Origin of the sequence: uncultured Brevundimonas sp., assembly GCF_963975535.1 — a bacterium.
In the GTDB taxonomy this organism is placed as follows: domain Bacteria; phylum Pseudomonadota; class Alphaproteobacteria; order Caulobacterales; family Caulobacteraceae; genus Brevundimonas.
Genome location: NZ_CAXBHE010000001.1, coordinates 356,140 through 382,622, shown reverse-complemented (window position 1 = coordinate 382,622; position 26,483 = coordinate 356,140). Strand labels below are relative to the sequence as shown.

Here is a 26,483-nt window from a genome sequence, read left to right as displayed (position 1 = left end):
ACTCGCGCCCGCCGACTACCCTGGATTGCCTGGCCGGCTGCGGCTTTTGCACCCGGCGACGGGCTGGTGTAGAAGGCCGCCCGATCTTCACAGTCCCATCCCTTTTTGCATGCGCGCGGCCGACGGCCGACCGCAGGGTCGTCATGAGCGATTTCCACGCCGATACTGCCGCCTCCGCCCTCGTCCTGTTCTCGGGCGGGCAGGACAGCGCCACCTGCCTGGCCTGGGCGCTGGCGCGGTATGACCGGGTCGAGACCGTGGGTTTTGACTATGGCCAGCGCCATGCGGTCGAGATGCAGGCCCGTCTGGTGGTGCGCGAGTCGATGACCCGGGCCCTGCCGCAGTGGGCCGACCGGCTGGGGCCGGACCATGTCGTCGACCTGACCGGCTACGGTCGTATCGCCGAGAGCGCCCTGACCACCGACCGGGCCATCGCGATGGATGCGCGCGGCCTGCCGACCACCTTCGTGCCCGGCCGCAACCTGGTGTTCCTGACCTGCGCCGCGGCCCTGGCCGACCGGCGCGGGTTGGAATTGCTGGTCGGCGGCATGTGCGAGACGGACTTCTCGGGCTATCCCGACTGCCGCCGCGACACCATCGACGCCATGGCCACGGCGCTGAGCCTGGGGCTGGACCGGCCGGTGGTGATCGAGACGCCACTGATGGCCCTGACCAAGGCCGAGACCTGGGCCCTGGCCGACCGGATCGGTGGCCAGCTGCTGGTCGACCTGATCCTGGAGGACAGCCACAGCTGCTATCTGGGCGACCGCATCCAACGTCATCCGTGGGGCTATGGCTGCGGCAGCTGCCCGGCCTGCGCGCTGCGCGCGGCCGGCTATGACCAGTGGCTCGCCACATGACCTATGCGGTGAAGGAGACCTTCCTGACGGTGCAGGGCGAGGGCGGACAGGCCGGGCGTCCGGCTGTCTTCCTGCGCTTCGCCGGCTGCAATCTGTGGAGCGGGCTGGAACGCGACCGGGCCGGTGCCGTCTGCAGCTTCTGCGACACGGATTTCGTCGGCACCGACGGCGACGGCGGCGGCAAATTCCGCACGGCCGAGGCGATGGCCGACCATGTCGCGGCGCTGTGGCGCGGGCGGGCGGGTGATCCGAAACTGGTGGTCTGCACCGGCGGCGAACCGTTGCTGCAGCTGGATCCGGCCCTGATTGACGCCCTGCACGCGCGCGGCTTTGACATCGCGGTCGAGACCAACGGCACGATCGCCGCGCCAGCCGGGATCGACTGGGTCTGCGTCAGTCCCAAGGCCGAGGCCCCGGTGGTCCAGACCACGGGCCAGGAGCTGAAACTGGTCTTCCCCCAGGCCACGGCCATGCCGGACCGGTTCGAACACCTGGATTTCGAACGGTTCTGGTTGCAGCCGATGGACGGCCCTGATCAGGCGGCCAATACCGCTGCCGCCCTCGACTACTGCCTGACCCACCCCCAATGGCGCCTCAGCGTCCAGACCCACAAATACATTGGCGTCCGCTAGACATGACGATGTTCGAGATCACCAAACAGGCGACGTTCGACGCCGCCCACCACTTCCCCAATGAACCCGAGGGCAGCATCTATCGCCGCGTCCACGGACACTCGTTCACCGTTGAGGCGACGGTGCGTTCGGCGACGCTGGACGCCGAGCATGGCTGGGTCGCCGATCTGGGCGCGCTGGACCGGGCCCTGAAGGCCGCCGCCGGGGAGCTGGATCACGGCATGCTGAACGAGAAGGCGGGACTGGAGCTGCCCAGCCTCGAGAACCTGTGTCTGTGGTTCGTGGCCCAGTTGAAGCCGGACTGGCCGGGGCTGAGCCGGATTACGGTGGCCCGCCCGACGATCCACGAGCGGTGTACACTGACGCTTTAGGACTTCAGCAGCTTCGCCCGCTGGCGCGGCGCTGTTCGCAGCGACGCTGTTCGCGCTCATAGTCGCGCTGGTCGCGTTCCCGCTTGGCCTTGGTTTCCTCGTCCGAGGTGGTGACGGCGTCGAAGCCGGCCCCGACCACCGATCCGGCGACCTTGGCCGTGCCGCCGATCACCGCCGCGGTGCCGCCCACGACCGCCCCGACCAGGCAGCCCTGCAGCAGCAGGGATCCGGCCAGGACGGCGGACAGGGTGGCGAGACGGGGGATCGATCGGGTCATGGTGGGCTCTCCGGGGTACCCCGTACTGATCATGAAAGCATGAACAGAGCCTGACCTTGATCCTAGCGGCTGTCGACCATCACCAGTTCGGCGTCGCTGTCGGCGGTGATGACGATCTCGGCCTCGTCCTTGATGGCCGCGCCGTCGCGGGCGTTCAGGGTCACGCCGTTGACCGCGACCGTGCCGACGGCGGGCACCAGATAGGCCCGGCGGCCCTCGGCCAGGCTGTAGCGCAGGGTCTCGCCCGCGGTCAGGGTCGCGCCCAGCACCCGGGCGTCGGCGTTGATGGTCAGGGCCTCGTCGGCCGGGTCGCCCGAGGCCAGGACCTGGAACTGGCCGGAACGGTGTGATTTCGGGAAGGGCCTCATGCCCCAGGACGGCTTGGCCCCCGGTTTGTCGGTCTCGATCCAGATCTGGAACAGGGTGGTGGTTTCGTCCTCCAGATTGGCCTCGGAGTGACGCACGCCGGTGCCCGCGCTCATCACCTGGACGTCGCCGGCCCCGGTGCGGCCCTTGTTGCCCAAGGAGTCCTCATGGGTGATGGCCCCGGTGCGGACATAGGTGATGATCTCCATGTCCGAATGGGGATGGGGCGGAAAGCCGGACCGGGCGGCGATCTCGTCGTCGTTCCACACGCGCAGCCGGCCCCAGCTCATGCGTTTGGGGTCATGATAGTTGGCGAAAGAGAAATGGTGTTTGGCATTGAGCCAGCCGTGGTCGGCACCGCCGAGGCTGGCGAAGGGGCGGACGTCAATCATGATGTGGTCTCCCTGCGACGTCGGCGTAACAGCACCCGGCGTCGGTTCGCCAACCATATAGGTAACAGTATCGGTGACTAAAAGGGGTCAGCCTACCTGCGCCCGGTGGCGCAGCATCGCGTCCGCCAGCACGCAGGCGGCCATGGCCTCGACCACGGGCACGCCGCGCAGGGCGACGCAGGGGTCGTGACGGCCTTTCGTGCGCAGGTCGGTCTCGGTGCCGTCGCGGGTGAGGGTCCGGCGCGGGGTCAGGATCGAGGAGGTCGGCTTGAACGCCACCCGCGCCGTCAGCGGCTGGCCGGTCGAGATGCCGCCCAGCACACCGCCGGCATGGTTGGACAGGAAGACCGGCCAGCCGTCGTCGCCCATTCGCATTTCGTCGGCGTTCTGTTCGCCGGTCAGTTCGGCCGAGTCGAAGCCCGCGCCGATATCGACGCCCTTGGCCGCATTGATCGACATCAGGGCCGCCGCCAGTTCGGCGTCCAGCTTGCCATAGACCGGTGCGCCCCAGCCGGCGGGCAGGCCGGTGACCTCGAGCGCCACCACCGCCCCGATCGACGACCCGGCCTTGCGGATACTGTCAAGGTAGGCTTCCCAGGCCGGCACGACGTCGGCCGAGGCGGCGAACAGGGCGTTGTCGTAAACGGCGTCAAAATCCACGGCCTCGGGCGCGATGTGGTGCGGACCCAGCTGTACGACCCCGGCGCGGATCCGCACGCCGTCGCCCAGCACCTTGCGGGCCACCGCCCCGGCCGCCACCCGCATCGCCGTCTCGCGCGCCGACGACCGGCCCCCGCCGCGATGGTCGCGCACGCCGTATTTGGCCTGGTAGGTGAAGTCGGCGTGGCCGGGACGGAAGGCGCGGGCAATCTCGCCATAGTCCTTCGAGCGGGCGTCTTCATTGTCGATCTGGACGGCTATGGGTGTGCCGGTTGTGACCGGGCCGTTCCCGTCGTCAAACACCCCCGACAGGATACGGGCGGTGTCGCTCTCGTTGCGCTGGGTGACGAAGCGGCTGCCGCCGGGCTTGCGACGGTCCAGCCAGGGCTGGAGATCGGCCTCGCTCAGGGGGATCAGCGGCGGGCAGCCGTCGATGACGCAACCGATGGCCGGCCCGTGGCTTTCGCCCCAGGTGGTCACGCGAAACAGATGGCCGAAGCTGTTGTGGGACATGTCACCTCCGGCTTAGGCCGCCAGACGGTCCGCCGTCCAGACGCGGGTGAAGCGGGCCAGCAGATCCTCGGCCGAGGACGGACAGTCCGCGACGGGCATCAGGGTCACGAACAGATGGCCGGGCTTGCGGGCACCACGACCGGGCAGGCCGAGATTGCGCAGGCGCAGGCGGACCGGGGCCTGCATATCGGAGACCACCCAGGCCTGGCGGGTGCCGGCATGGGTGTCGATCTCGACCCGGCCCCCGTCCTCCAGCACCCGCGGTGATACGGACCAGGTCATGAACAGGTCGTCGCCGAGGACCGACAGGCCGTCGGTGGGGCGGATCAGCACGGACAGGTACAGGTCGCCGCCGTCCTTGCCCGCCTGGCGCAGGCGCAGATGTTCGCCGCTGCGGAGACCGGGTGGTACGGCAACGCGCAGCGTGCGTTCGGCCACGCTGACCCGGACACGGCCGCCGTTCAGGGCCTGCAACGGGGTCAGGCCGATCACCGGCCGGGCCGCCGGGCGGGTCGCGGGTGCCGCGAGTGCCGGACGCCAGGTGCCATCCTGCTGGATCAGCCGCCACGCAGCGATAATGCGGCGAAAGCGGTCGGCGTCGCCGCCGGGCTGGTCGGGTCGTGCCGCCTTGACCGCCTGCCGGAAGGCGCGGGTCAGGGCATCGGCCTCCACCGCGCCGTGCAGCCCCAGCAGGGCGTAAGCCTCGCGGGTCGAGGTGACCTCGGTCTGGGAACGGGCGCGCATGGTTTCCAAAGGCCCTGAACAGCGTCAACGGGCGGTTAACCGCGACCCGCTGTCACGTGCCCTTTCGCTGTGCCGACCAACGGCGCTATGTCAGCGGCATGACCGCACCTGTGATCCCGCCCAGCCCGACCCGTGAGGAGTTTGAGGCCCGTTACGCCGCGGCCCTCGCCGCGAACGGTGACGAGTCGATCTTCGACCGCGATGACCCGGTCGGCCTGTTCGTCGACTGGCTGACCGACGCGCGGGGCAGCGAACCGAACGACGCCAATGCCATGGCCCTGGCGACCGTGGACGCCAACGGACTGCCGGACTGCCGGATCGTCCTGCTGAAGGATGTCGATGCGCGCGGCTTCACCTTCTATTCCAACACCGAGAGCGCCAAGGGCGAGCAGCTGGCGGGGCAACCGGTGGCGGCCCTGCTGTTCCACTGGAAGTCGCTGCGCCGACAGGTGCGCGTACGGGGGCGCATCGGACCGGTCAGCGCCGCCGAGGCCGATGCCTATTTCGCCAGCCGGCTCCGCGAGAGCCGCGTCGGGGCGTGGGTGTCGGATCAGTCACGCCCGTTGCAGGATCGCGCGACACTGGAGGCCGCGGTGGCGCGGGAGACGGCGCGATTCGAGGGGGAGGATGTGCCCCGTCCCGCGCACTGGACCGGCTGGCGACTTGTACCGGAAAGCCTGGAGTTCTGGCGGGACCGACCGTTCCGCCTGCATGACCGGCTAAGCTTCGAGCGCGACCGTCAGGGCTGGACCCGGACCCGTCTCTGGCCCTGACACCCCGGGGATGCCGTAGCGGGTCAGAAACGTTTCGACGGCATCGTTGGCAATGTCGGTGACCGAGCGGCGAATCCTGACCGCATCCCCGGTAACCAGCGGCACGAAGAAGACCGGGTGCTCCATCATCCCCATCAGCTGGCCGGCGGCCCAGGACGGGTTGTCGATCTTCAGCTGCCCGGTGCGGGTCATCGTTTTCAGCGCCTCGATCAGGTCAGCCCCGAAACTCTTCCGGCCGACTTCGAAGAAGTGGGCCGCGATCTCCTGAAAGCGGGGCCGTTCGGCCATGACCAGGCGAAAGATCGAGCGAACAAAGGGATCGGCCATGAAATCCCCGTAGGCCTGGGCAAACAGGGTCAGTTGCTCCCGCGCCGATCCGGAGGCCGATTGCACGAATTTCATCTGCTGAATGAAGTCGACGGCCGCGTCGTCGATGACCGCCTCGAACAACTCGGCCTTGCCGGCGAAATAGTTGTAGAGGGTCGCGGTCGAGACATTGGCCTCGCGGGCGATCGGTTCGATCCGGGTGGCGGCGTAGCCGACGCTGGTGAACTGGCGCCGGGCATGACGGACAATCGCGTCGCGTCGTGGGTCCGCCGGGGATGGGGTCGAAACGGCCGGGTTCGTCATGAGCATGCAGGATCTTCTGATTGCCGGTACACTGACGCCTAGTCTTCCACCCGGCAACCCGGTCCTGATCGGTAGTAATACTGCCTCAGCGTGCGCGCCACGGGGCCAGCAGGGGGTGGGCGAGCACCGGGGCGGCCAGCCGCACGACGGCCTGGGGATCCTCGAGACGCACCGCCGCGGTCGAGTCCGCGACCACGAAATCGGCGTTGACCCGGGACGGTTCGGTCAGTCGTTCATGCCCGGGCCGGACCGTGGCCAGATACTGGGCGATCACCGAATCCGCTGTGCGGCCACGCTCGACCTGGTCGCGCAGCAGGCGGCGGATGAAGCGGATGTCGGCGGGCGTGTCGACGAAGACCCGGATGTCGAACAGGGCTGACAGGGCCGGGGTGCACAGCACATGGGTGCCCTCGACGACCACCACCTCGGCGGCGCGCACCGCCTCGCCGCCCGGGTCGCGGCCGTGATGAATGAAGGAATAGAGAGGGGCGACGATATCCTGCCCGGCCTTGAGCGCCGCAAGGTCGGCGATCATCAGGTCGTGATCCCGGGCGGCGACATCGTCGAAGTCGAACGTCGCCGCGTCGAAATCGGGCAGAACCGCCGCGTCGCGATAGTAGGAGTCCTCGCGCAGCAGCACGGCGACCCCGTCCGGCAGCGCCGACACCAGCGCTTCCGCCAGGGTGCTCTTGCCCGAACCGGACCCTCCGGTGATGGCGATCAGAATACTCATGTCGTGCCTCCGCCGTACAAGCCCGGCCGTTCTAGGAGCGGGGGCGGGGGAAGGCCATCCCGAACCGGCCCCCGCTGACGTCGGGTCACGTTGCTTATCGCCGATCACCTCGGTAGCGTGTGCCCAAGTGCCCCGTTGAGCAGGCACAGACGAGGGATCGCGATGCTTGGATTGATGCAGGACTGGCCGCTGACGGTCGACAAGATCATCGATCATGCGAAGAACTGGCATGGCCATCGCGAGGTGGTCTCCCGCTCGGTCGAGGGGCCGATCGTCCGCACCACCTATGCCGAAATGCACGGCCGGGCCCGGCGGGTCTCGAGCGCCCTGCTGGCCTGGGGGGTCAAGCCCGGCGACCGCATCGCCACCCTGGCCTGGAACACCGGCCGGCACATGGAGGCCTGGTACGGCATCATGGGCATCGGGGCCGTTTGCCACACCCTGAACCCGCGTCTTTTCCCGGAACAGCTGATCTACATCATCAATCACGCCGAAGACCGGATGATCTTCGTCGACCTGACCTTCGTGCCCCTGCTCGAGGCGATCCTGCCGCACTGTCCCAGCGTCGAGAAGGTCATCGTCATGACCGACGAATGGACGATGCCGGCGACCAAATTGCCCGCCGCCGAATGCTATGAGCAGGTGTTGTCCGAGGCCTCGGAAGATGTGACCTGGGGCGGGTTCGACGAACAGACCGCCTGCGGCCTGTGCTACACCTCCGGCACGACCGGCAATCCCAAGGGGGTGCTGTATTCGCACCGCTCGAACTTCATCCATACGCTGCTCGGTCTTCAGACCACGGTGCTGGGGGCCACGCCGAGCGAGGTGATCCTGCCGGTGGTGCCGATGTTCCACGCCAATGCCTGGGGCATCGCCTTCGGCGGCCCGGCGGCCGGATCCAAGCTGGTGCTGCCCGGGGCCAAGATGGACGGCGAGTCCATCTATGAGCTGATCGTCAGCGAAGGGGTGACCTTCTCGGCCGCCGTGCCCACCGTCTGGCAGGGACTGCTGGCCCACCTGCGTGACAACAAGCTGCAGATTCCGACGGTCAAGCGGGTGCTGATCGGTGGCTCGGCCGTGCCCGAGAGCCTGATCCGCGCCTTCCATGACGAGTTCGGCATCGAGGTGCTGCAGGGCTGGGGCATGACCGAGACCTCGCCGATCGGCACCCTGTCGAACCTGCCGCCCGAACTGGCCGCTCTGCCGTATGAGGAGCAGCTGAAATGGCGCGTCAAACAGGGCACGCCGCCGCTGGGCGTCGAGCTCAAGCTCAAGGACTATGACGGCAAGGAGATCCCGCACGACGGCCACAGCTACGGCCGGCTGATGATCAAGGGCCCGACCATCGCCGGGGCCTATTTCAGGGACGAGGGTGGCAGCATTCTCGACGACGAGGGCTTCTTCGACACCGGCGACGTCTCGACCATCGACGAGCAGGGCTTCATGCAGATCACCGACCGCGCCAAGGATGTGATCAAGTCCGGCGGCGAGTGGATCAGCTCGATCGAGATCGAGAACATCGCCGTCGGTCATCCCAAGGTCGAGCTGGCTGCCGTGATCGGTGCGGCCCATCCCAAATGGGACGAGCGTCCGGTCCTGCTGATCAAGCTCAAGCCCGGCGAGAGCCAGGACAAGCAGGAACACCTCGACTTCCTGTCCGGCAAGATCGCCAAATGGTGGACGCCCGATGACGTGGTCTTCGTTGACGACATTCCGCTGGGAGCCACCGGCAAGATCGACAAGAAGGGCCTGCGCGAGCAGATGAAGGACTATCGTCTGCCCGTCGTGGACTGAATTCCGCAAGGAGCGACCCTCATGACCCCGTCAGGGAAATCCACCCGGTCACGCGGCGGCATCGGCATGCGCTGGCTGGTCCTGACCGTGCTGGCCGCGCCGATGCTGGTCTTCGTCGCGGTGATGGGAACGCGGTTCGGCCTGTGGTCGGTCGAGATCGGCCGTGACCTGCTGACCCTGCAGATTGGCCGCTGGCTGGCCCTGGCCGGTCTGGCCGCCGCGGTCCTGGCCGTTGTCCTGGCCTTGCGCGATCTGCGCCGCCGCGGCCTCATGGCGATTGTGAGCCTGTTAATCGCGCTGGCGACCGTGGGCCTGTTCGTTCGTCAGCAGGCGCAGCTGACGGTGCCGGCCCCGCTGGACGCGACCACGGCACCCGCTGATGCCCCCGGATTCAGTGCCGAAACCGCCGGGCTGCGCGCCGCCCTGAACGCGCCGGACTCACCGGCGGCCTGCCCGGACCTGACGGCCGTGCCGACCCAGGTCGCGTCGGAGACGGCCACCGCGGCGCTGGAAGCCGCCGGCTTCACCGTCCAGAAGGCGGGTCTGTTCCAGTCCGAAGGCCTGCATGAGGGGTTCTGGTTCGGCCTGCGTCATGACGCCGTGGTCCGAATCCGTCCGGGTCGCACGGACGTGCGGGTTACGGCTCGCGACGGCCGGGCCCAGGGTGACGCCGCCTGCCGGCTGGCGCACCGGATCGTCGACGGGCTTCAGCCCGGACGGTAGGTCGCGCCCAGGGTCGCCGCCGGTTCGGCCACGACCCGGCCTTCGGCCACCAGCTTGATCAGATGGGCCAGCACCGACAGGCTGGCCGCCGGCCACAGCCGGTCGTCCACCGCCGCATAGAGTCGGGGGACCATCGTCGCGATGGTCCGGTCTCCGGCGTCGAGTCGGGCCAGGATCTGGGCCTCGCGGGCCAGCCGGTGGTCGCGGTAGGCGCGAAGGAAGGGACCCGGATCGGTGACCGGCGCGCCATGGGTCGGCCACAGGGTGGTGAAGTCGCGGGCAATGACCGCGTCCAGGCTCTGCATATAGGCGACCATGTCGCCGTCCGGCGGGGCCACGACCGTGGTCGACCAGCCCATCACATGATCCCCACTGAACAGGGCGTTTTCCTCGCGCAGGACGAAGGCCAGATGGTTTGAGGCGTGGCCGGGGGTGGCCAGGGTCTCCAGCGTCCAGCCGTCGCCGGCCACGATCTCGCCGTCGGCCAGGATCCGGTCGGGGCGGAAGTCGTCGTCATCGTCCTCGTCGATCGCCACCGCCGTGTCGTGCGGGCGGGTGAGGGGGGGCGCGGCCAGGATCACGGCCCCGGTCGCTGTCGCGAGGGGGCGGGCGAGGGGCGCATGATCGCGGTGGGTGTGGGTCACCAGGATGTGGCTGACGGTCCGGCCGTTCAGGGCCCCCAGCAGGGCGGCGAGGTGAAGGTCATCGGCCGGGCCGGGATCGATCACCGCCACGGTGGCGCCCGGGTGGTCCCGACCGACGATATAGGTGCCGGTGCCGGTGAAGGTGAACGGCCCCGGATTGCGGGCCGTAACGCGCCGGATCAGCGGTGACACCGCTTCGGCCTCGCCGTAGCGGACCGGGAAATCGCGGATAAAGGGGATCACTTCGCCCGGGCCCCGCCCCGGGTCCGGCCCGGAGCTTGCGTTAGGACTTCGTAAACCTTCTGCGGAGTGCGCGTAATGGCTGTTTCCATCGCTTTGGCTGTCTCGAATCGGCTCCAGCCGGTCGCTGTCGCCCTTTTCTGTCTCATGGCGGCGCAACTGGTCGTGGCCTCGTGCACGCCCGAGCCTGTGCCCTATGCGACGCGGGTGATGATCCAGCGCTGATGCCTGATGACGGGGGCGGCGGGCGGCGAGGGGCCTATTGTCGGCGCACGCGGACCGCGCGGCTGTCCCCGACGACCAGAAGGAAACTGCCCAGGGCGGCGCTGCGTACCGTCACCGGTGGCGTGCCGCGATTGCGGAAGCTGACATAGGCCGTGTCGATCTGCTGCCAGACGCTGCCGTCGGCCAGGGTGAAGGTCCAGCGGCCTTCCCAGTTCTCGGTGGCGCTGACCAGAGTCGAATCGATGGACGTCACCGATTCGGGCTGGCCGTTGCGCTCGAACAGGTTCGGAAGCGACGGCAGGCTGAAGCCAAAATTTTCCCGACGCGCCGTGCTGATCTGGTTGCGATCGACCACAACGACGTCGCCCTGACGCTCGGCGGCGTCCAGCGCGGCGGTGGCCACATCATAGCAGGCGAGGCGGGCTGAGGTGTCGGCCATGGCGCGGCAGGCGACCAGCCGGGCCAGTACATCCGCCCGGCCCAACGTGGGCTGGCCGCCGGTGGCCTGGGCAGGCGGGGCGGCGGTTACAGCGGTCGCGGACAGGGACAGGATCGCGAGGGCGGACAGGACGGCGGGGGTCGATCGGGTCATGGCTCGGGGCGCTCGGTGACGCGCGGACGGATGCGCCCCTTCCTTATGCATGAACACGATCATGCTCACCAGAGATCGCCCCGTGAGCGAACGTGGCCGGAATACGACAGTGCGGGGGCAAGTTTCTGAACAATGTGTAATTGCGGTGGCCTAAATGGGGGCGAAGCGGATAGTTTGAGCCAACTGGGGTGTAATCTGTCGCCACAGCCATTGACTATCATGTCCGTCACTTCGGCTCTCTGGGTCCCAATGGTCCCGATGTCGAACCCAGGAGGAACAAGCTTTGAAAGCCCACACCATCCGCCAGCAATTGCTGGCTACCACTATCATCGGCGGTCTTGTCGCCTTCGCCGCGCCTGTTATGGCGCAGACGCAGCCGGCCGCTACCCAGGTTGACGAAGTCGTTGTAACCGGTTCGCGCATCGTCCGTCAGGACTTCACCGCGATCAGCCCGGTCACCACCGTTGGTCAGGAGCAGCTCGAGCTGACCCAGACCCTTACGGTCGAGTCGCTTCTCAACGAACTGCCCCAGGTCGTTCCGGGCAACATGCGCACGTCCAACAACTCGGGCGGCGAAGACTTTGCTACCATCGACCTGCGTGGCCTCGGCGCCAACCGCAACCTGGTGCTGGTCAACGGCGAGCGCATCCCCGGGTCCTCGACCACGGGTACGGTCGACCTGAACACCATCCCCGCCTCGCTGGTCCAGCGCGTTGAAGTGGTCACCGGTGGTGCCTCGGCCGTTTACGGCTCGGACGCCATCTCGGGCGTGGTCAACTTCATCCTCAAGGAAAACTACGAGGGTGCCGAAATGTCGGTGACCTACGGTTCCTCGTGGGAAGGTCACGCGCCGGAAGTTGAAGTCAACGGCCTGTTCGGTGGCAATTTCGCCAACGGTCGCGGCAACATGACGGCCTACGGCGCCTACTACAGCCGTGGTTCGGTCAGCCAGAGCGAGTTCGACTTCTCGCGCACCTCGGCTGCCCTCTGCTCGAACCGTCCTGACTTCGAAGAAGCCTATGTCTGCGACACGGCTGCTGAAGCCCAGGCTGCCCGCGCCGCCGGTGGTGGTGTGCTGTTCTCCGGTGGTTCGGCTACGCCGTCGTGGGGCTGGATCGCCAACTCGACCGCGAACGCGTTCAACCCGGCTGTCCTGAACGCCAACGCACTGACCGCCGGTCAGTTCGCCAGCTACGATCACGACTGTAACCCGGCCACGCCGAACATCGCCTACGGTGCCGGTGAGCGGAACCTGTCGTTCAACGACGCCGGTTCGCTCGAGCCCCGCAACGGCACGGGTAACTCCTGCGGCGTGCCGGATCGTGCTGCTGGATCCTCGCGTTACAACTATGCGCCGGACAACTTCCTGATCATCCCGGCCGAGCGCGTTAACTTCACCACCATCGGCACCTACGACTTCTCCGACACGCTGCGCGCCAAGGTTCACCTGAACTTTGTCAACAGCACCTCGGAAGTTCAGCTGGCCCCGACGCCCGCGACCGGTCTGACCGTGTCGATGACGCCGGCCATGCAGGCCCTGATCAACGCCAGCCACCCCGATCTGGCTGTCGCCCTGGCCTCGCGTCCGAACCCGCTGGGTGCGTTCACGATGAACCGTCGTATGAACGAAGTCGGCACGCGTAACGCGTACAACGAGAACAACTCGTTCTACCTGCTGACCACCCTGGAAGGCGAGTTCTCGCCGGCCTGGGACTGGAGCTTGACCGCTTCGTACGGCTCGAACAAGTTCGACAGCCGTGGTGCCAACTCGGTCAACGCGACCGCTCTGGCTCAAGGCCTGGCCGGTTGCCAGACCGTGGCTACCGGTGCTCCGCTCGGCGTCAACGCCCTGCCGGGTTGCGTGCCGCTCGACATCTTCGGACCGGGCACTCTGACCGCTCCGATGCAGTCGTTCATCCGCGTCAACACCTTCTCCGCCACGGACGTGGAAGAGACGCGCATCGCCGGTTTCACCCGCGGTAACCTGTTCTCGCTTCCCGCGGGCCCGGTCGCTTCGGTGTTCGGCTTCGAATATCGTGAAACCGACGCTGAGTTCCGCGTCGACAACGAGCAGCGTACCGGCAACATCTTCGGCTTCAACGCCACCCAGGACCAGGCCGGTTCGGTCAACGTTCAAGAGCTCTACACCGAAATCTCGGTGCCGCTGCTCGCCGACATGACCTACGCCAGCTACCTGGGCCTCGAGCTCGGCCTGCGTTACTCGGACTACTCGTCGATCGGTAAAGTCTGGACCAGCAAAGTCGGTCTGGAATTCGCCCCGATCCCGTCGCTCCGTTTCCGCGCCGTGTTCAACGAAGCCACTCGTGCTCCGTCGGTGTTCGAACTGTTCCAGAACGGTGACCAGGGCTTCCCGTCCTACATCGACCCCTGCGCTGGTGCCACCGGCCCCGCCGCAGCCTTCTGCTCGGCTCAAACCGGGGGTGCTATCGCACCGGCAACCTGGGCAACCTTCGCGGCCAACAACTCGCAGGTTGAGGCCTTCTCGTTCGGTAACCCGAACCTGGAGCCGGAAAACGCCCAGACCTTCACGGCTGGTTTCGTGTTCCAGCCTGACTTCCTGCCGATCGGTCGTCTGAGCGCCACGGTGGATTACTACGACATCGAAATCACCGACGTTATCGCGTCGTTCGGTGCCCAGTTCTTCATCAACGACTGCTACACGAACAACGTGGCTGCTTCCTGCGCCCGCGTCGTCCGCGATCCGGCCAATGGTCAGATCGACTTCGTGAACACCTCGCGCGGTAACCAGGGTACGTTCGCCACCAACGGTGTCGACATCGCCATGGAATACTCGATCGATCTGGCTGACGTCGGCCTGGCCGGTCGTCTGCGGATCAACGAACTGGCCAGCTTCGTGGACTCGTTCACGTTCAACGGCAACGAGTTCGTTGGAACGACCAGTGCCGGTATCGGTGGCGCGACGTTCGACTTCAAGAACGTCCTGACCGCCTTCTACGATATCAACGACTGGACGTTCATGACGCGCTGGAGCTACCTGCCCGAGCTGGCTGATGATCCGGGCTTCGGCTTCACGATCACGCCTTACCAGCCGGCCGCTTCGTACGTCGACATGTCCGCTCGTTGGAACGTGACCGACAGCGTCGCCCTGTCGGCCTTCGTCGGTAACGTGTTTGACGAAAAGGCACCGCAGACTCTGAACGGTATCTTCTCGCAGGGTAACACCGACCCGCAGGTCTATCGTGTCCTGGGTCGTACGTTCTCCCTGAACGCACGGGTCCGTTTCTAGGTCTCGATCTAGAGCTCAAGACTGGGGGCGGCGGGGGAAACCCCGCCGCCCTTTTTCTTGTCCGGTCGGCCCTGCTGTGACCGGCGCTGTCCCGAAAAAAGCCATCGGCAGCCATCAGACCGTTGAGGCGTTTAGACGGGCCGCCATCGCGTAGCCGCCGTTATTGAAGGTTGATTTATGAGTACTCTTGCCGTCATCGCCGCCATCGCCGCGCTTCACGGACTGCCGCAGGACGGGCCGATCGTGACCGCGCCGGCGTCCGAGTCGTCAGACTCCCAGCGCCACCGCGAGGCCGTGGCCTATGCCAATCCGATGCCGCGCGGGGCCCCGAGTGCCGACTATCCCCTGGTGGCCTGGTGTGACGCCCTGGTGACCGGTCATGTCGTCCTCGGCGAGAGCCTGACCGACGCCGATCCGCTGGATCTGGACATCATCCGGCTGGGCAAGCTTGAGGCCGCGGACTTCCGGGCCGCGCTGAGAACCGCCGAACCGCGCCAGACCGCCGCCACCCGGGCGGCAGCCCGCGAGGCCGCCGCCGAGGCCACATCGCGCTGGGCCCCGTTGATGGCGCAGGACGAGGCGGTGCGCAGCCAGGCCTTCGGGCTGTTCTTCGGCCTGCCGGGCCGGTGTGAACATGCCGCGCGCCGTATTCGCGACGGTGTCACCACCGCGCCCGCCACTCCGGAAGACGTGGGTCTGGACCCGAACTGATCGCTTGCCTCCTCCTCCCTCCGAAGGCGGGTGGAGGGGGGAGCACGCTCCTGTTCCGGGCGGGGGAAGGAAAAACCCCTCAGTCTCCGGGGTCGTAGTTGAGGATCGGTGACAGCCAGCGTTCGGCCGTCGCCAGGTCCCAGCCCTTGCGCCGGGCATAATCCTCGACCTGGTCGCGATCGATCTTGCCGACGCCGAAATAGTGGCTCTCGGCATGGCCGAAATAGAGGCCCGAGACCGAGGCCGGGGGCGTCATGGCGAAGCTCTCGGTCAGGGCCATGCCCGCGTTGTCCCCGGCCTGCAGCAGCCGGAACAGGGTGGCCTTTTCGGTGTGGTCAGGCTGGGCCGGATAGCCGGGTGCGGGGCGAATGCCCTGATAGTTCTCGGCAATCAGGTCGTCGACGCTGAGCGCCTCGTCGGGGGCGTGGCCCCACAGTTCGGTGCGGACCTTTTTGTGCAGGGCCTCGGCGAAGGCCTCGGCCAGCCGGTCGGCCAGTGACGTCGCCAGAATCGACGAATAGTCGTCGCCGGCGTCCTTGAAGCGTCTGGCGACCTCCAACTCGCCATGGCCGGCGGTGACGGCGAAGGCCCCGATATAGTCCTGGCCGGCCTCGGCGACGAAGTCCGACATGGCCAGATTGGGCTTGCCGTTCGACTTCCTGATCTGCTGGCGCAGGGTGTGGAAGCGGGCGATCTCGTCGGTCCGGGACTCGTCGGCATAGACGGCGATGTCGTCGCCGACCGCATTGGCGGGCCAGAAGCCGACCACGCCGCGGGCCGTGAACCATTCTTCGGCGATGATCCGTTTCAGCATGGCCTGGGCGTCGCGGAACAGGTCGGTGGCGGCGGTGCCGACGATCTCGTCCTCGAGGATCATCGGATAGCGGCCGATCAGCTCCCAGCTGGCGAAGAAGGGGGTCCAGTCGATGTGGTCGGCCAGGTCCTGCAGGTCCCAGCGGTCGAAGGCGCGCACGCCGAGGAAGGACGGTGCGCCGGGCAGGGGCGTGGCCGGGTCCGGCCGAAAGCGGTTGGCGCGGGCGGCGGGCAGGGTGGCGCGGGCCTTGACCTCCTGTCCCCGGGCATATTGCTCGCGGATACGGACGTATTCGTCGCGGGTCAGGGCCTCGTTCCTCGCCCGCTCGTCCTTTGACAGCAGGCCGGAGACCACGCCGACGGCCCGGCTGGCGTCGATGACATAGGTCGTGGACCCGGCCTTGTAGCCGGGTTCGATCTTGACTGCCGTATGGGTGCGGCTGGTGGTGGCCCCGCCGATCAGCAGGGGGATGGTGAAGCCTCGCCGCTCCATCTCGCGGGCCACGAACATCATCTCGTCCAGCGACGGGGTGATCAGGCCGGACAGGCCGACGATGTCGACCCTGTGCTCGATGGCGGCGTCCAGAATCCGGTCCGCCGGGACCATGACGCCCAGGTCGATGACCTCGTAATTGTTACATTGCAGCACGACGCCGACGATATTCTTGCCGATATCGTGGACGTCGCCCTTGACCGTGGCCATCAGGATCCGGCCCGCCTGTTCGCGCGGCTTGCCGGCCTTTTCAGCCTCCATGAAGGGCTCGAGGTGGGCCACCGCCTGTTTCATCACCCGGGCCGATTTGACCACCTGCGGCAGGAACATCTTGCCCGCGCCGAACAGGTCGCCGACGACATTCATCCCGTCCATCAGCGGGCCCTCGATCACGTGCAGGGGCCGCTCGGAGCCCAGCCGCGCCTCTTCGGTGTCCTCGACGATCCAGTCGGTGATGCCGTGAACCAGGGCGTGCTCGATACGCTTGCCGACCGGGGCCTCGCGCCACTTCAGGTCGACGACCCGGGCCGCGCCCTTGTCGCCCTTGTAGGTGGGAGCGAGGTCGACCAGCCGTTCGGTGTTGGAGACATTGGTGCGCTGGGGCCGGTTCAGGATCACATCCTCGACCGCCTCGCGCAGCAGCGGGTCGATATCATCATAGACCGGCAGGTCGCCGGCATTGACGATGCCCATGTCCAGGCCCGCCTGGATGGCATGGTACAGGAAGACACTGTGGATCGCCCGGCGCACCGGCTCATTGCCACGGAAGCTGAAGCTGACGTTCGACACCCCGCCCGAGACCCGGGCAAAGGGCAGGGTGGCCTTGATCGCCTTGGTCGCCTCGATGAAGTCGACGGCATAGTTGTCGTGTTCCTCGATCCCCGTCGCCACCGCGAAGATATTGGGGTCGAAGATGATGTCCTCGGGCGGGAAGCCGACCTCGTTCACCAGGATGTTGTAGGCGCGGGTGCAGATCTCGATCTTGCGCGCGGCGGTGTCGGCCTGGCCCTGTTCGTCGAAGGCCATGACCACCACGGCGGCCCCGTAGCGCAGGCATTTGACCGCCTGCTGCCGGAACTCGGCCTCGCCCGCCTTCATGCTGATCGAATTGACGATCGGCTTGCCCTGGACGCATTTCAGGCCCGCCTCGATCACCTCCCATTTGGAGCTGTCGATCATCACCGGCACCCGGGCGATGTCCGGCTCGGCCGCGATCAGGTTGAGGAAGGTGACCATGGCGGCCTGCGAGTCGAGCAGGCCCTCGTCCATGTTGATGTCGATGATCTGGGCCCCGGCCTCGACCTGCTGGCGCGCCACCGACAGGGCGGCCGGATAGTCGCCGTCGATAATCAGCTTCTTGAATTTGGCCGAGCCGGTGACGTTGGTCCGCTCGCCGACGTTGATGAAGGTGGGACGCACTATTTTACTCCGCTCATCCCGGCGAAAGCCGGGACCCAGTGCTTTCGTGGGGCACTGCGCGTGGGATTGATTGCGGCGTGATCCGGATGCGGGTCATCGCCCAAAGAACCGGGTCCCGGCATTCGCCGGGATGAGCGGGAGAGGGGCGCCATCACGTCACCAGCTCGAACGGTTCCAGCCCTGACAGGCGCATGGCCACCGGACGGTCCGGGATCACCCGCGTCGGCAGTTTCGCCACCGCCTCGGCCGTGTGGCGGATGTGGTCCGGCGTGGTGCCGCAGCAACCGCCGACGATGTTGACCAGACCGGACGCCGCCCATTCCTCGAGGAAATGGGCGGTCTGGTGCGGTTCCTCGTCGTACTGGCCCATGGCGTTGGGCAGGCCGGCGTTGGGATAGGCCGCGACCAGGGTGTCGGCGACGCGGCTCAGTTCGGCGATGAACGGTCGCATCAGATCGGCCCCCAGCGCGCAGTTGAAGCCGACGGCGAAGGGTTTGGCGTGGCGCACGCTGTTCCAGAAGGCCTCGGCCGTCTGGCCCGACAGGGTACGGCCCGAGCGGTCGGTGATGGTGCCCGAGATCCAGATCGGCAGGGCCTCCATCCCCTCGTCCTCGAGGTCCCTGATGGCCTTGATCGCGGCCTTGCAGTTCAGCGTGTCGGTGATGGTCTCGATCAGATACAGGTCGACGCCACCCGCGTTCAGGGCCTGCACCTGCTGGCGATAGGCGGCGTAGACCTGGTCGAAGGTGACGCTGCGGGCACCGGGATCGTTCACGTCCGACGACATCGACAGCATCTTGGTCAGCGGCCCGATCGAGCCGGCGGCAAAGCGCGGCTTGTGTGGCTCCTTCGCCGTCCAGCGGTCGGCGGCGGCGCGGGCCAGTTTCGCGCCTTCGAAATTGATGTCCGTCACGGACTGAACGTCCAGCCCGTAGTCGTCCTGGGCGATGGTCGTGCCCGAGAAGGTGTTGGTCTCGGAGATATCGGCCCCGGCGGCGAAATACCGGTCGTGCAGGTCGGCGATGACGTCGGGCCGGGTCAGGCACAGGATGTCGTTGTTGCCCTTCATCTGGCCGTTGTGGGCCGCGAAGCGCGTGCCGCGGAAATCCTCCTCGGACAGCTCCTGGCGCTGGATCATGACGCCCCAGGCCCCGTCGAGGACGAGGATGCGGTCCTTTGCGGCCGCGTGGAGGGCGGCGATTCTGTCCTGGCGGGTCATGGGTGTTCCTCCCCCATCGCAGGAGGGGGGCCGCCCGAAGGGTGGTGGAGGGGGCGGCCCCCTCCGTCGGCTTCGCCGACACCTCCCCCGGCGGGGGAGGATTGTGCTTCACGCACACCCAGCACCCGGCAGATGGCGTAAACCAGATCGGCCCGGTTCAGGGTGTAGAAATGGAAGTCGGCGAAGTCTTCTTCCTGCAGGCGGGCGCAGGTTTCGGCGGCGACCGAGGCGGCCAGCAGCTTGCGGGTCTCGGGGTCATTGTCGAGGCCGTCGAAATGGGTGGCCAGCCAGGCCGGGACGGCGGTGCCGCAACTGGCGCTCATCCGCTGCAGGGCCGCGAAATTGGACACGGGCATGATGCCGGGGATCAGGGGGATGGTGATCCCGGCCGATCGGATCCGGTCGCGGAAGCGCAGGAAGGCGTCGATGTCGAAGAAGAACTGGCTGACGGCCCGGGTCGCCCCGGCGTCGATCTTGGCCTTGAGCACATCGATGTCGTGATCGATCGACGGGCTTTCGGGGTGTTTCTCGGGATAGGCCCCGACGGTGATCTCGAATCCGCCGACGGCGCTGATGGCGCGGCTCAGTTCGGTGGCATTGGCATAGCCGTCGGCGCGCGGTTGATAGGCCCCGCCGATACCGCCGGCGCTCTCGTGGCCGCCCGGCGGGTCGCCGCGCAGGGCGACGATATGGTCGACGCCGATGGCCTTGTAGCTCTCGATCACCTCATCGACCTCGGCCCGGCTGGCCTCGACACAGGTCAGGTGGGCGGCCGGACGCAGGCGGGTCTCGGTGATCATGCGCTGGACCGTGCGGTGGGTGCGTTCCCGGGTCGAGCCACCGGCTCCGTAGGTGACCGACACGAAGGCCGGATTGAGCGGCTCCAGCCGGCGCACGGCCTTCCACAGCGTCGCTTCGGCCTCATCCGACTTGGGCGGGAAGAATTCGAACGACACCCGGACCGGATTGCCGTTCTGACCGGCGCGGGCCACCGGTCCCAGCGGGGACAGCAACAGGGCGCGGGCTTCAGCCAGGGTCGCCATCAGGCAGATATCCTCTTGGTCACGACGGGGCGCACGGCGGTCCAGATGGTTACGGTCAGGCCCGCGGTCTCTGGCGGCAGGGCAATGACGGATGCCGGTTTCAGTCCGGCCGCGGTGATCCAGGCCCGGATCTCCTCGTCGGTGAAGCCGAGACGGCGATGCTGGTGCTGCTCGCGCAGCGCTTCCATCTCGTGCGGGGCGAAGTCGATGATCAGCAGCTTGCCGCCGGGGGCGACCAGACGGGCGGCCTCGGTCACGGCCGCGACCGGATCGACCAGATAGTGGAGCACCTGGTGCACGACGACCAGGTCGGCGCTCTGTGGTGGCAGGCGGGTGGCGAAGATGTCGCCGTGCCGGAGTTCGACCTTGTCCAGGTCCGCCTGGGCGACATTGCTGCGGGCGATGTTGAGCATGCTCTGGCTCAGGTCGAGACCGACGGACATGGCGGCCTTCCTGCCCAGCAGGGTCAGCATCCGTCCCGAGCCGGTGCCGAGGTCAACCATCCGCTCGAACGGACCGGGACCGGCGGCTTTCTCGATCGCGGCCTCGACCGCACCTTCGGACACATAGAGCGACCGGAGGTGGTCCCACTGGGGGGCGACGCGCTCGAAATAGGCGGCCGCGTCGGCCTCGCGTTCGCGATGAACGTCACCCAGGCGGGCGCGGTCGCATTCGCCGGCCTCGTCTTCCAACAGATTCAGAACGGTTGTGACCAGGCGGCGGGCGTCACTGTCGGAGGACACCCGGTAGAAGACACGGGCTCCGTCGGGGAAGCGTTCGATCAGGCCGGCGTCGGTCATCAGTTTCAGGTGGCGGGACACCCGCGGCTGGCTCTGGTCGAGGATGCCCGAAAGCTCCATCACCGACAGCTCCTCGCCGGCCAGCAGCGACAGGATGCGCAGGCGGCTCGGCTCGCCGGCGGCGCGCAGCATATCGACGGTCTGGTCGGCGGTGAGGGACATTGGGCCTACTTACGATAATCACATAAAGATATCCTTATATGATTGTCCAAGGCAATGCCCGCGTCGCCTCAGGACCCGGGCGAAGGATCCACGACGGGGGATACCAGGGGCTGGCCGGCAAAGGCGGCCTGCAGGTTCTGCATCAGCAGCATCAGCATGCCCTGGACCGCCTCGGTCGTGGCCCCGGCCGTGTGGGGGGTCAGGACGGTATTGGGCACATCGGCCCAGCGGGCGGCGTCGGTCGGTTCGTCCTCGAACACATCCAGCGCCGCCTGGCCGAGCCGACCCTCGCGCAGGGCGGCGATCAGGGCGGTTTCGTCGACCAGCTGGCCGCGGGCGACATTGACCAGCAGCCCGTCGGGGCCGAGGGTGTCGATGACCTCACGTGAGATCAGGCCGATATTGGCGTCATCGGCCCGGCAGGCCACGACCAGGATGTCACTGTCACGGGCCAGCTCGAGCAGGGAGTCGGCGCGGGGCCAGTCGGTGGTCCGGTCGCGCGGGCTCCACCACCGGACACTCATCCGCAGGGCCTCGGCCCGGCGGGCCAGGGCCGCGCCGATCCGGCCGAGACCGACGATGCCGACGCGCTGGCCGTGCAGGGAGGGGGTGATGGTGCGGACGTCGACAGTCCAGCCGCCGGCGCGCATCTGCCGGTCACCGGCGGCAATCTGGCGGCGGGCGGCGAGGATCAGGCCCAGGGCATGGTCGGCGACGTCCTCGTGGTTGACGCCGGGGGCGTGGGTGACCGGCAGGCCGCGGGCGCGGCACCAGTCGATATCGATGCCGTCATAGCCCGAGGTGAAACAGGCCAGAAGTTCGAGGTTGGGCAGGCTTTCGATCAGATGTTTGTCGATCGGATATTCGCCGGCCACGATCATGGCGCGGATGTCGTCGCGGGCCTCGACCGGCGGGCCTTCCCAGAAGCGGTAAACCGTATAGGTCGCCTCGAGGAAGGCGGTCAGCGGTGCCAGGTGCCGCTGCATGATCAGGATGGCGGGGCGGTGGGTCATGAGACGATCCTACACCCGCCCCGGGGCCTGCTAGCAAATCAGATTTCGGACACCGGAACGGCCGGGGTCCGGCTGACCGTCCCGGGCGGGACAATCAGCCGGGCCAGCCGGTCTAGCGCGCGAACTTCTGGAATTTGATCCGGTGGGGGATCAGGGCGTCGGTGCCGAGGCGGCGCTTCTTGTCCTCTTCATAGGCTTCGAAATTGCCCTCGAACCATTCGACGTGGCTGTCACCCTCGAAGGCGAGGATGTGGGTGGCCAGACGGTCGAGGAACCAGCGGTCGTGGGAGATGACCACGGCGCAGCCGGCGAACTCCTCCAGCGCCTCCTCGAGGTTCTGCAGGGTTTCGATGTCGAGGTCGTTGGTCGGTTCGTCGAGCAGGATCAGATTGCCGCCGGTGGCCAGGGTCTTGGCCAGGTGGACGCGGTTGCGCTCACCGCCGGACAGCTGGCCGACCTTCTTCTGCTGGTCGCCGCCCTTGAAGTTGAAGCTGCCGACATAGGCGCGGGTGTTGATCTCGCGCTTGCCGACCATCATCACGTCAGTGCCGCCCGAGATCTCTTCCCAGATGGTCTTGTTGGGGTCGAGCGAGTCCCGCGACTGGTCGACATAGGCCAGTTTGACCGTCTCGCCGACCTTGATGGTGCCGCCGTCCGGCGTCTCCTGGCCGGTGATCAGGCGGAACATGGTCGACTTGCCGGCGCCGTTGGGGCCGATGACGCCGACGATGCCGTTGGGCGGCAGTTTGAAGGTCAGGTTGTCGAACAGCAGCTTGTCGCCATAGGATTTCTTCAGCCCCTCGACCTCCAGCACCACATTGCCCAGACGCGGGCCGGGCGGGATCTGGATGACGGCGTGGGTCTGGGCCCCGCGCTGGCCTTCCTGTTCGGAGACCATGCGCTCATAGGCGGCCAGACGGGCCTTGGACTTGGCCTGACGGGCCTTGGCGCCCGAGCGGACCCATTCCAGTTCGCGGGTCAGGGCGCGCTGGCGGGCTTCGGATTCCGACTGCTCCTGGACGACGCGCTTGGTCTTCTGCTCCAGCCAGCTGGAGTAGTTGCCCTCGTAGGGGATGCCCTTGCCGCGATCGAGTTCCAGTGTCCATTTGGTCACCAGATCGAGGAAGTAACGGTCGTGGGTCACCAGGATGACGCAGCCGGGGAAGGCCTCGAGGTGGTGCTGCAGCCAGGCCACGGACTCGGCGTCGAGGTGGTTGGTCGGTTCGTCGAGCAGCAGCATGTCGGGCTTGGACAGCAGCAGGCGGGCCAGGGCGATACGGCGCTTCTCACCGCCGGACAGGTTCTCGACCGACCAGTCGTTGGGCGGGCAGCGCAGGGCGTCCATGGCCATTTCGACGCGGCTGTCGATGTCCCACAGGTCGCCGGCGTCGATCTTCTCCTGGAGGGCGGTCATCTCCTCCATCAGCTCGTCAGTGTAGTTTTCACCCAGCTCCATGGCGACGGCGTTGAAGCGGTCGACCAGCTGCTTTTCCTCGCACCAGGCGATGGCATTTTCCCAGACGGTCTTGGTGTCGTCGAGGTGGGGCTCCTGCTCGAGGTAGCCGCGCTTGATGCCATCGGCGGCCTTGGCCTCGCCGGTGAATTCCTTGTCGAGGCCGGCCATGATCTTCAGCAGGGTGGATTTGCCCGAGCCGTTGACGCCGACGACGCCGATCTTGGCGTCGGCATAGAAGCTCAGCCAGATGTTTTCGAAGATCTTTTTGCCGCCGGGGAAGGTCTTGGTGAGACCCTGCATCTGGAAAATATATTGCTGCGCCATGAGGTGCGGTGCGCCCTGTCGTCTGATCGGTGGGGGGAGTTAGGCGCGGGATGTAGCCGCCACGCCGGGTTTGGGCAAATCATAGGGAGCGGGAAGGGCGGTTTGATGGCGGTGCTGACTGGTTCTCCTTACGGTAAGGCGGTAAGATAAGGGCCATGACCGTGCATTTCGCCAGGATCACCTCGAAGTCGCAGACCACGGTTCCGGCCGAGGTGCGCAAGGCGCTGAAGGTCGGGCCGGGCGACACCCTGGCCTACCGGATCGGGCCGGACGGCGTGGTCGTTACCCGAGTCGAGCCGATGGACATGGCCTATCTGCGCAGTCTGGAGCGGGGTCTGTCCGAATGGGAAACGGCCGAAGACGCCGCGGCCTATGACGATCTGTGAGGCGGGCGACGTTGTCGTCGTGCCGTTTCCGTTCAGCGACCTGCCGGTCGCCAAGCCACGCCCGGCCGTGGTCCTGTCCGCCCGCGCAGCCAATGCGGCCGGGGGAACCACGCTGCTGGCGATGATCACGACGGCCTCGGGCGGAATCCGCGCCGATGACACGCCTCTGGCTGACCTGGCCGCTGCCGGTCTGAAGACGCCATCTCTGCTTCGGCTCAAGCTGTTCACCATCGATAATCGCCTGATCGCGCGACAGATCGGGCAACTTTCGCCCGCTGACCGCAAGGCGGCGCGATGGGCCGTGTCTGCCTTCATCGCGATCTGACCCGCCTCAGGCGTAGTTGAAGCTGATCGAGATCCGCTCCGATTTCGCGGCATTGGGCGGGACCTCGTGGCGCAGCCAGCTTTCCCACATCAGCACGGTGCCGGCGGCGGGGGCCAGATAGACGAAGGGTTTCTCGGCCAGCGGGGCGTCGGCGGTGACGGCGGGGCGGGCCATCATCATGGCCAGGCGCGGGTCTTCCAGCTTCAGGGCCGAGGCACGGTCGGGCACCTCGACATAGACGGTACCGGACAGATAGGCGTGCGGATGGATGTGGCCGGAATGGCTGCCGCCGGGCTTGAGGATATTGACCCAGAGATTGTCGAGTTTCGGCTTGCGCGCCAGGTCGAAATTCAGCGCCTTTGCATAGTGCAGGGCGTGGCGGTCCAGCAGCCGCTTCAGGTCGGCGAACTCGGGCATCCGCTGCGGCAGGTCGTTAAGTGAGCCGTAGGAGGTGTAGCCGCGATAGCCGTGCTCGCGGCACCAGGCGCGGCCGGCCCCGTCATCCTCGGCCAGGCTGCGGCAGGCGTCGGCCAGTTCGACATTGAAGGTGTCGAACCCCGGCTCGCCGGCGAGGCTGGCTTCATAGACCTGGGTGACGAACAGGGGGCGCAGGGACATGGGGGGTGTCTAGCCGGTCTGGTCGTCGTCGAGAAGGTCGGCGTCATAACCGTCTCCGTCGCGCGCATCCCGCAGGGCCATGGCCTCGGCCAGCAGCAGGGTGGCGGACAGGATGAACTCCTCCGGGTCGGGCCGGTCGCCGGCCCTGAGGGCGGCGACGAACAGGGTTTCGCGCGGGCCGTAGGGTTCGGCCTCACCGCGCATCAGCATCTCGAGCCGGGCGCGTTGCAGGGCGCGGGCGAACAGGCGGTCGCGGCGACGGGGGCCGGGGGAACGCGGGCGCATGGAGACCTCCTGAACATTGGCATTGGACGCCGGACGTGCGGCGGCGACCGGCGGCGCGTGGCGACGCCGGGGCGGGGAGGGTGCGGGGCTGCCGGGCCTCGCCCGGAGCAAAGGATAAAAACCGTTTCGACGAGGATGACGCCCCGCGCAGCCGTTTTCCACGCGCCCTCCGGCTGGCGGCCCTGTTCGGACCTTGCCGGACCGTCCCGTTCCCGTTGCCGGGCCCGGGGGTCGGGACGGAGGTGCCGGTCGTGCCGGGATCGCTCCGCCCTCGGGCCCGCGGCGAGCAGCGAACGGCATCCCGCGCCGTCCGAGGGACCCCCGGAGGGTTCCGCCCCCGGGCTTCATCGCTCGACCACAGCCCCGCCGCCGTGCGGGCACTGGATCCGACGCCCTCCCCACCGGCGGGGATGGCGGGAGTCTGGCACGCGGCTGGACCAGGGCGGGTTTTTAGAGGGGCGGAGAGGGTAGGGCTATGAATTGGCAGGGGAAGGAGGAGCGGCGATGCGCGGATTTTTGGAAAGGATGTGGCGGTCCCGGCGCACGCCGACGCCCCGGACAACGCAAAACGCGCCCGAAGCGGACTTCGGGCGCGTCTCACGATCCATGGGTCGCGGTTTACTGTTCGGCGGGCGTGACGACGGCGGCGTCGACGTTTTCGGCCGCTTCATTGGTGGCCTCGGCGGCACCGTCAGCGGCGGCGTCGACGTTGGCGGCCGTGTCGTCGGCGGCCGAGGCCACGGTGTCGCCGGCGGCGTCAGCGGTGGCGGCGGCATTGTCTTCGGTCTGCGGCGAGCAGGCCGCCAGGGTCAGGGCGGCGACGGCGGTGACGGCGAGAATGGCGATACGCATGGTGTTCCTCCTTGAATGGAAGGTCCGTTGTTCTGGCTCAGGCGGCAATTGTCCAGCCCAGTGCGTCGTCCTGACCCACGAACTGGGGATGATCACGTCGCCACCCGCAGGGGCGTGCGCCGAAAAC

General features: G+C 67.3%; 28 protein-coding genes. 11 read left to right on the top strand and 17 right to left on the bottom strand.

The features are described from left to right. Positions 1-143: 143 nt before the first annotated feature. The 3 genes from queC to AACZ75_RS01795 are packed head-to-tail and all read left to right on the top strand — an operon-like array spanning position 144 to position 1,863. A complete protein-coding gene (gene queC, locus AACZ75_RS01805; protein WP_339870861.1) occupies positions 144-860 on the top strand; it encodes a 7-cyano-7-deazaguanine synthase QueC in 717 nt (238 codons plus the stop codon). Then, the gene (gene queE / locus AACZ75_RS01800; protein ID WP_339870989.1) at positions 857-1,492 is read left to right on the top strand and encodes a 7-carboxy-7-deazaguanine synthase; all 636 of its coding nucleotides are present in this window, start codon (positions 857-859) and stop codon (positions 1,490-1,492) included. Before queC ends, queE begins: the two co-directional genes overlap by 4 nt. A gap of 2 nt (positions 1,493-1,494) precedes the next feature. Then, on the top strand, positions 1,495-1,863 hold the full coding sequence (locus tag AACZ75_RS01795; protein ID WP_339870859.1) for a 6-carboxytetrahydropterin synthase: 369 nt from the start codon (positions 1,495-1,497) through the stop codon (positions 1,861-1,863). A gap of 4 nt (positions 1,864-1,867) precedes the next feature. Here the strand turns inward: AACZ75_RS01795 and AACZ75_RS01790 are convergent, their stop codons facing one another. The 4 genes from AACZ75_RS01790 to AACZ75_RS01775 all read right to left on the bottom strand — a co-directional run bounded on the left by AACZ75_RS01790 (position 1,868) and on the right by AACZ75_RS01775 (position 4,815). Continuing rightward, positions 1,868-2,140, bottom strand: coding sequence for a hypothetical protein (locus AACZ75_RS01790; protein ID WP_339870858.1), 273 nt, complete (start codon positions 2,138-2,140; stop codon positions 1,868-1,870). 62 nt (positions 2,141-2,202) lie between these two features. Continuing rightward, the gene (locus AACZ75_RS01785; protein ID WP_339870857.1) at positions 2,203-2,898 is read right to left on the bottom strand and encodes a pirin family protein; all 696 of its coding nucleotides are present in this window, start codon (positions 2,896-2,898) and stop codon (positions 2,203-2,205) included. Positions 2,899-2,985: 87 nt separating this feature from the next. Then, complete coding sequence (gene aroC, locus AACZ75_RS01780) at positions 2,986-4,071, bottom strand: chorismate synthase (RefSeq protein WP_339870856.1); 1,086 nt, start codon at positions 4,069-4,071, stop codon at positions 2,986-2,988. Positions 4,072-4,083: 12 nt separating this feature from the next. After that, positions 4,084-4,815: a DnaJ C-terminal domain-containing protein gene (locus AACZ75_RS01775; RefSeq protein ID WP_339870855.1), complete on the bottom strand. Its 732-nt coding sequence runs from the start codon at positions 4,813-4,815 to the stop codon at positions 4,084-4,086. 98 nt (positions 4,816-4,913) lie between these two features. Between AACZ75_RS01775 and pdxH the strand changes: the two genes are divergently transcribed. Next, positions 4,914-5,588 (top strand): pyridoxamine 5'-phosphate oxidase, encoded by a 675-nt coding sequence (gene pdxH / locus AACZ75_RS01770; RefSeq protein WP_339870854.1) that lies wholly within the window; start codon positions 4,914-4,916, stop codon positions 5,586-5,588. On the opposite strand, the gene AACZ75_RS01765 is transcribed toward pdxH, so the two are convergent. Together AACZ75_RS01765 and udk are read right to left on the bottom strand one after the other, a co-directional pair. Beyond that, complete coding sequence (locus AACZ75_RS01765; RefSeq protein ID WP_339870853.1) at positions 5,535-6,224, bottom strand: TetR/AcrR family transcriptional regulator; 690 nt, start codon at positions 6,222-6,224, stop codon at positions 5,535-5,537. The two genes, pdxH and AACZ75_RS01765, sit on opposite strands and share 54 nt — an antisense overlap. Before the next feature lie 79 nt (positions 6,225-6,303). Next, on the bottom strand, positions 6,304-6,951 hold the full coding sequence (udk, locus tag AACZ75_RS01760; protein WP_339870852.1) for a uridine kinase: 648 nt from the start codon (positions 6,949-6,951) through the stop codon (positions 6,304-6,306). A gap of 162 nt (positions 6,952-7,113) precedes the next feature. On the opposite strand from udk, the gene AACZ75_RS01755 reads away from it, so the two are divergent. Then, the gene (locus tag AACZ75_RS01755) at positions 7,114-8,745 is read left to right on the top strand and encodes a long-chain-fatty-acid--CoA ligase (protein ID WP_339870850.1); all 1,632 of its coding nucleotides are present in this window, start codon (positions 7,114-7,116) and stop codon (positions 8,743-8,745) included. A 21-nt stretch (positions 8,746-8,766) separates the two neighbouring features. Then, positions 8,767-9,468, top strand: a complete 702-nt coding sequence (locus AACZ75_RS01750) for a hypothetical protein (RefSeq protein WP_339870849.1) — start codon at positions 8,767-8,769, stop codon at positions 9,466-9,468. On the opposite strand, the gene AACZ75_RS01745 is transcribed toward AACZ75_RS01750, so the two are convergent. Further along, positions 9,453-10,355 (bottom strand): MBL fold metallo-hydrolase, encoded by a 903-nt coding sequence (locus AACZ75_RS01745; protein ID WP_339870848.1) that lies wholly within the window; start codon positions 10,353-10,355, stop codon positions 9,453-9,455. The two genes, AACZ75_RS01750 and AACZ75_RS01745, sit on opposite strands and share 16 nt — an antisense overlap. 75 nt (positions 10,356-10,430) lie before the next feature. Between AACZ75_RS01745 and AACZ75_RS01740 the strand changes: the two genes are divergently transcribed. Continuing rightward, positions 10,431-10,577, top strand: a complete 147-nt coding sequence (locus AACZ75_RS01740) for a hypothetical protein (protein WP_339870847.1) — start codon at positions 10,431-10,433, stop codon at positions 10,575-10,577. Positions 10,578-10,611: 34 nt separating this feature from the next. Here AACZ75_RS01740 and AACZ75_RS01735 read toward each other — a convergent pair whose 3' ends face one another. Next, complete coding sequence (locus AACZ75_RS01735; RefSeq protein WP_339870846.1) at positions 10,612-11,169, bottom strand: hypothetical protein; 558 nt, start codon at positions 11,167-11,169, stop codon at positions 10,612-10,614. Positions 11,170-11,452: 283 nt separating this feature from the next. On the opposite strand from AACZ75_RS01735, the gene AACZ75_RS01730 reads away from it, so the two are divergent. Together AACZ75_RS01730 and AACZ75_RS01725 are read left to right on the top strand one after the other, a co-directional pair. Next, positions 11,453-14,437 carry a TonB-dependent receptor gene (locus tag AACZ75_RS01730; RefSeq protein ID WP_339870845.1) on the top strand — a complete coding sequence of 995 codons (2,985 nt, stop codon included), beginning with the start codon at positions 11,453-11,455 and terminating at the stop codon, positions 14,435-14,437. Between the two features lie 177 nt (positions 14,438-14,614). After that, a complete protein-coding gene (locus AACZ75_RS01725; RefSeq protein WP_339870844.1) occupies positions 14,615-15,148 on the top strand; it encodes a hypothetical protein in 534 nt (177 codons plus the stop codon). Positions 15,149-15,227: 79 nt separating this feature from the next. Here AACZ75_RS01725 and metH read toward each other — a convergent pair whose 3' ends face one another. The 6 genes from metH to ettA all read right to left on the bottom strand — a co-directional run bounded on the left by metH (position 15,228) and on the right by ettA (position 23,890). Beyond that, positions 15,228-17,873, bottom strand: coding sequence for a methionine synthase (metH, locus tag AACZ75_RS01720; RefSeq protein ID WP_339870843.1), 2,646 nt, complete (start codon positions 17,871-17,873; stop codon positions 15,228-15,230). A gap of 151 nt (positions 17,874-18,024) precedes the next feature. Next, positions 18,025-19,092, bottom strand: coding sequence for a homocysteine S-methyltransferase family protein (locus AACZ75_RS01715; RefSeq protein WP_339870842.1), 1,068 nt, complete (start codon positions 19,090-19,092; stop codon positions 18,025-18,027). After that, on the bottom strand, positions 19,089-20,135 hold the full coding sequence (metF, locus tag AACZ75_RS01710) for a methylenetetrahydrofolate reductase [NAD(P)H] (RefSeq protein WP_339870841.1): 1,047 nt from the start codon (positions 20,133-20,135) through the stop codon (positions 19,089-19,091). Before metF ends, AACZ75_RS01715 begins: the two co-directional genes overlap by 4 nt. Then, entirely contained in the window at positions 20,135-21,097 is a 963-nt protein-coding gene (locus AACZ75_RS01705; protein WP_339870840.1) for a metalloregulator ArsR/SmtB family transcription factor, read from the bottom strand. The genes metF and AACZ75_RS01705 overlap by 1 nt, the downstream gene beginning before the upstream one ends. 68 nt (positions 21,098-21,165) lie before the next feature. Further along, entirely contained in the window at positions 21,166-22,110 is a 945-nt protein-coding gene (locus tag AACZ75_RS01700) for a 2-hydroxyacid dehydrogenase (protein WP_339870839.1), read from the bottom strand. 112 nt (positions 22,111-22,222) lie between these two features. After that, positions 22,223-23,890, bottom strand: coding sequence for an energy-dependent translational throttle protein EttA (gene ettA / locus AACZ75_RS01695; protein ID WP_339870838.1), 1,668 nt, complete (start codon positions 23,888-23,890; stop codon positions 22,223-22,225). 155 nt (positions 23,891-24,045) lie between these two features. Between ettA and AACZ75_RS01690 the strand changes: the two genes are divergently transcribed. After that, complete coding sequence (locus AACZ75_RS01690; RefSeq protein WP_339870837.1) at positions 24,046-24,276, top strand: type II toxin-antitoxin system PrlF family antitoxin; 231 nt, start codon at positions 24,046-24,048, stop codon at positions 24,274-24,276. Further along, the gene (locus tag AACZ75_RS01685; protein ID WP_339870836.1) at positions 24,263-24,601 is read left to right on the top strand and encodes a type II toxin-antitoxin system PemK/MazF family toxin; all 339 of its coding nucleotides are present in this window, start codon (positions 24,263-24,265) and stop codon (positions 24,599-24,601) included. Before AACZ75_RS01690 ends, AACZ75_RS01685 begins: the two co-directional genes overlap by 14 nt. 6 nt (positions 24,602-24,607) lie before the next feature. Here AACZ75_RS01685 and AACZ75_RS01680 read toward each other — a convergent pair whose 3' ends face one another. From AACZ75_RS01680 to AACZ75_RS01670, 3 genes are all read right to left on the bottom strand, one after another. After that, entirely contained in the window at positions 24,608-25,219 is a 612-nt protein-coding gene (locus AACZ75_RS01680) for a TIGR02466 family protein (protein ID WP_339870834.1), read from the bottom strand. Positions 25,220-25,228: 9 nt separating this feature from the next. Further along, on the bottom strand, positions 25,229-25,504 hold the full coding sequence (locus tag AACZ75_RS01675) for a hypothetical protein (RefSeq protein WP_339870833.1): 276 nt from the start codon (positions 25,502-25,504) through the stop codon (positions 25,229-25,231). Between the two features lie 618 nt (positions 25,505-26,122). Next, positions 26,123-26,356 (bottom strand): hypothetical protein, encoded by a 234-nt coding sequence (locus AACZ75_RS01670; RefSeq protein ID WP_339870832.1) that lies wholly within the window; start codon positions 26,354-26,356, stop codon positions 26,123-26,125. Positions 26,357-26,483 lie beyond the last annotated feature (127 nt).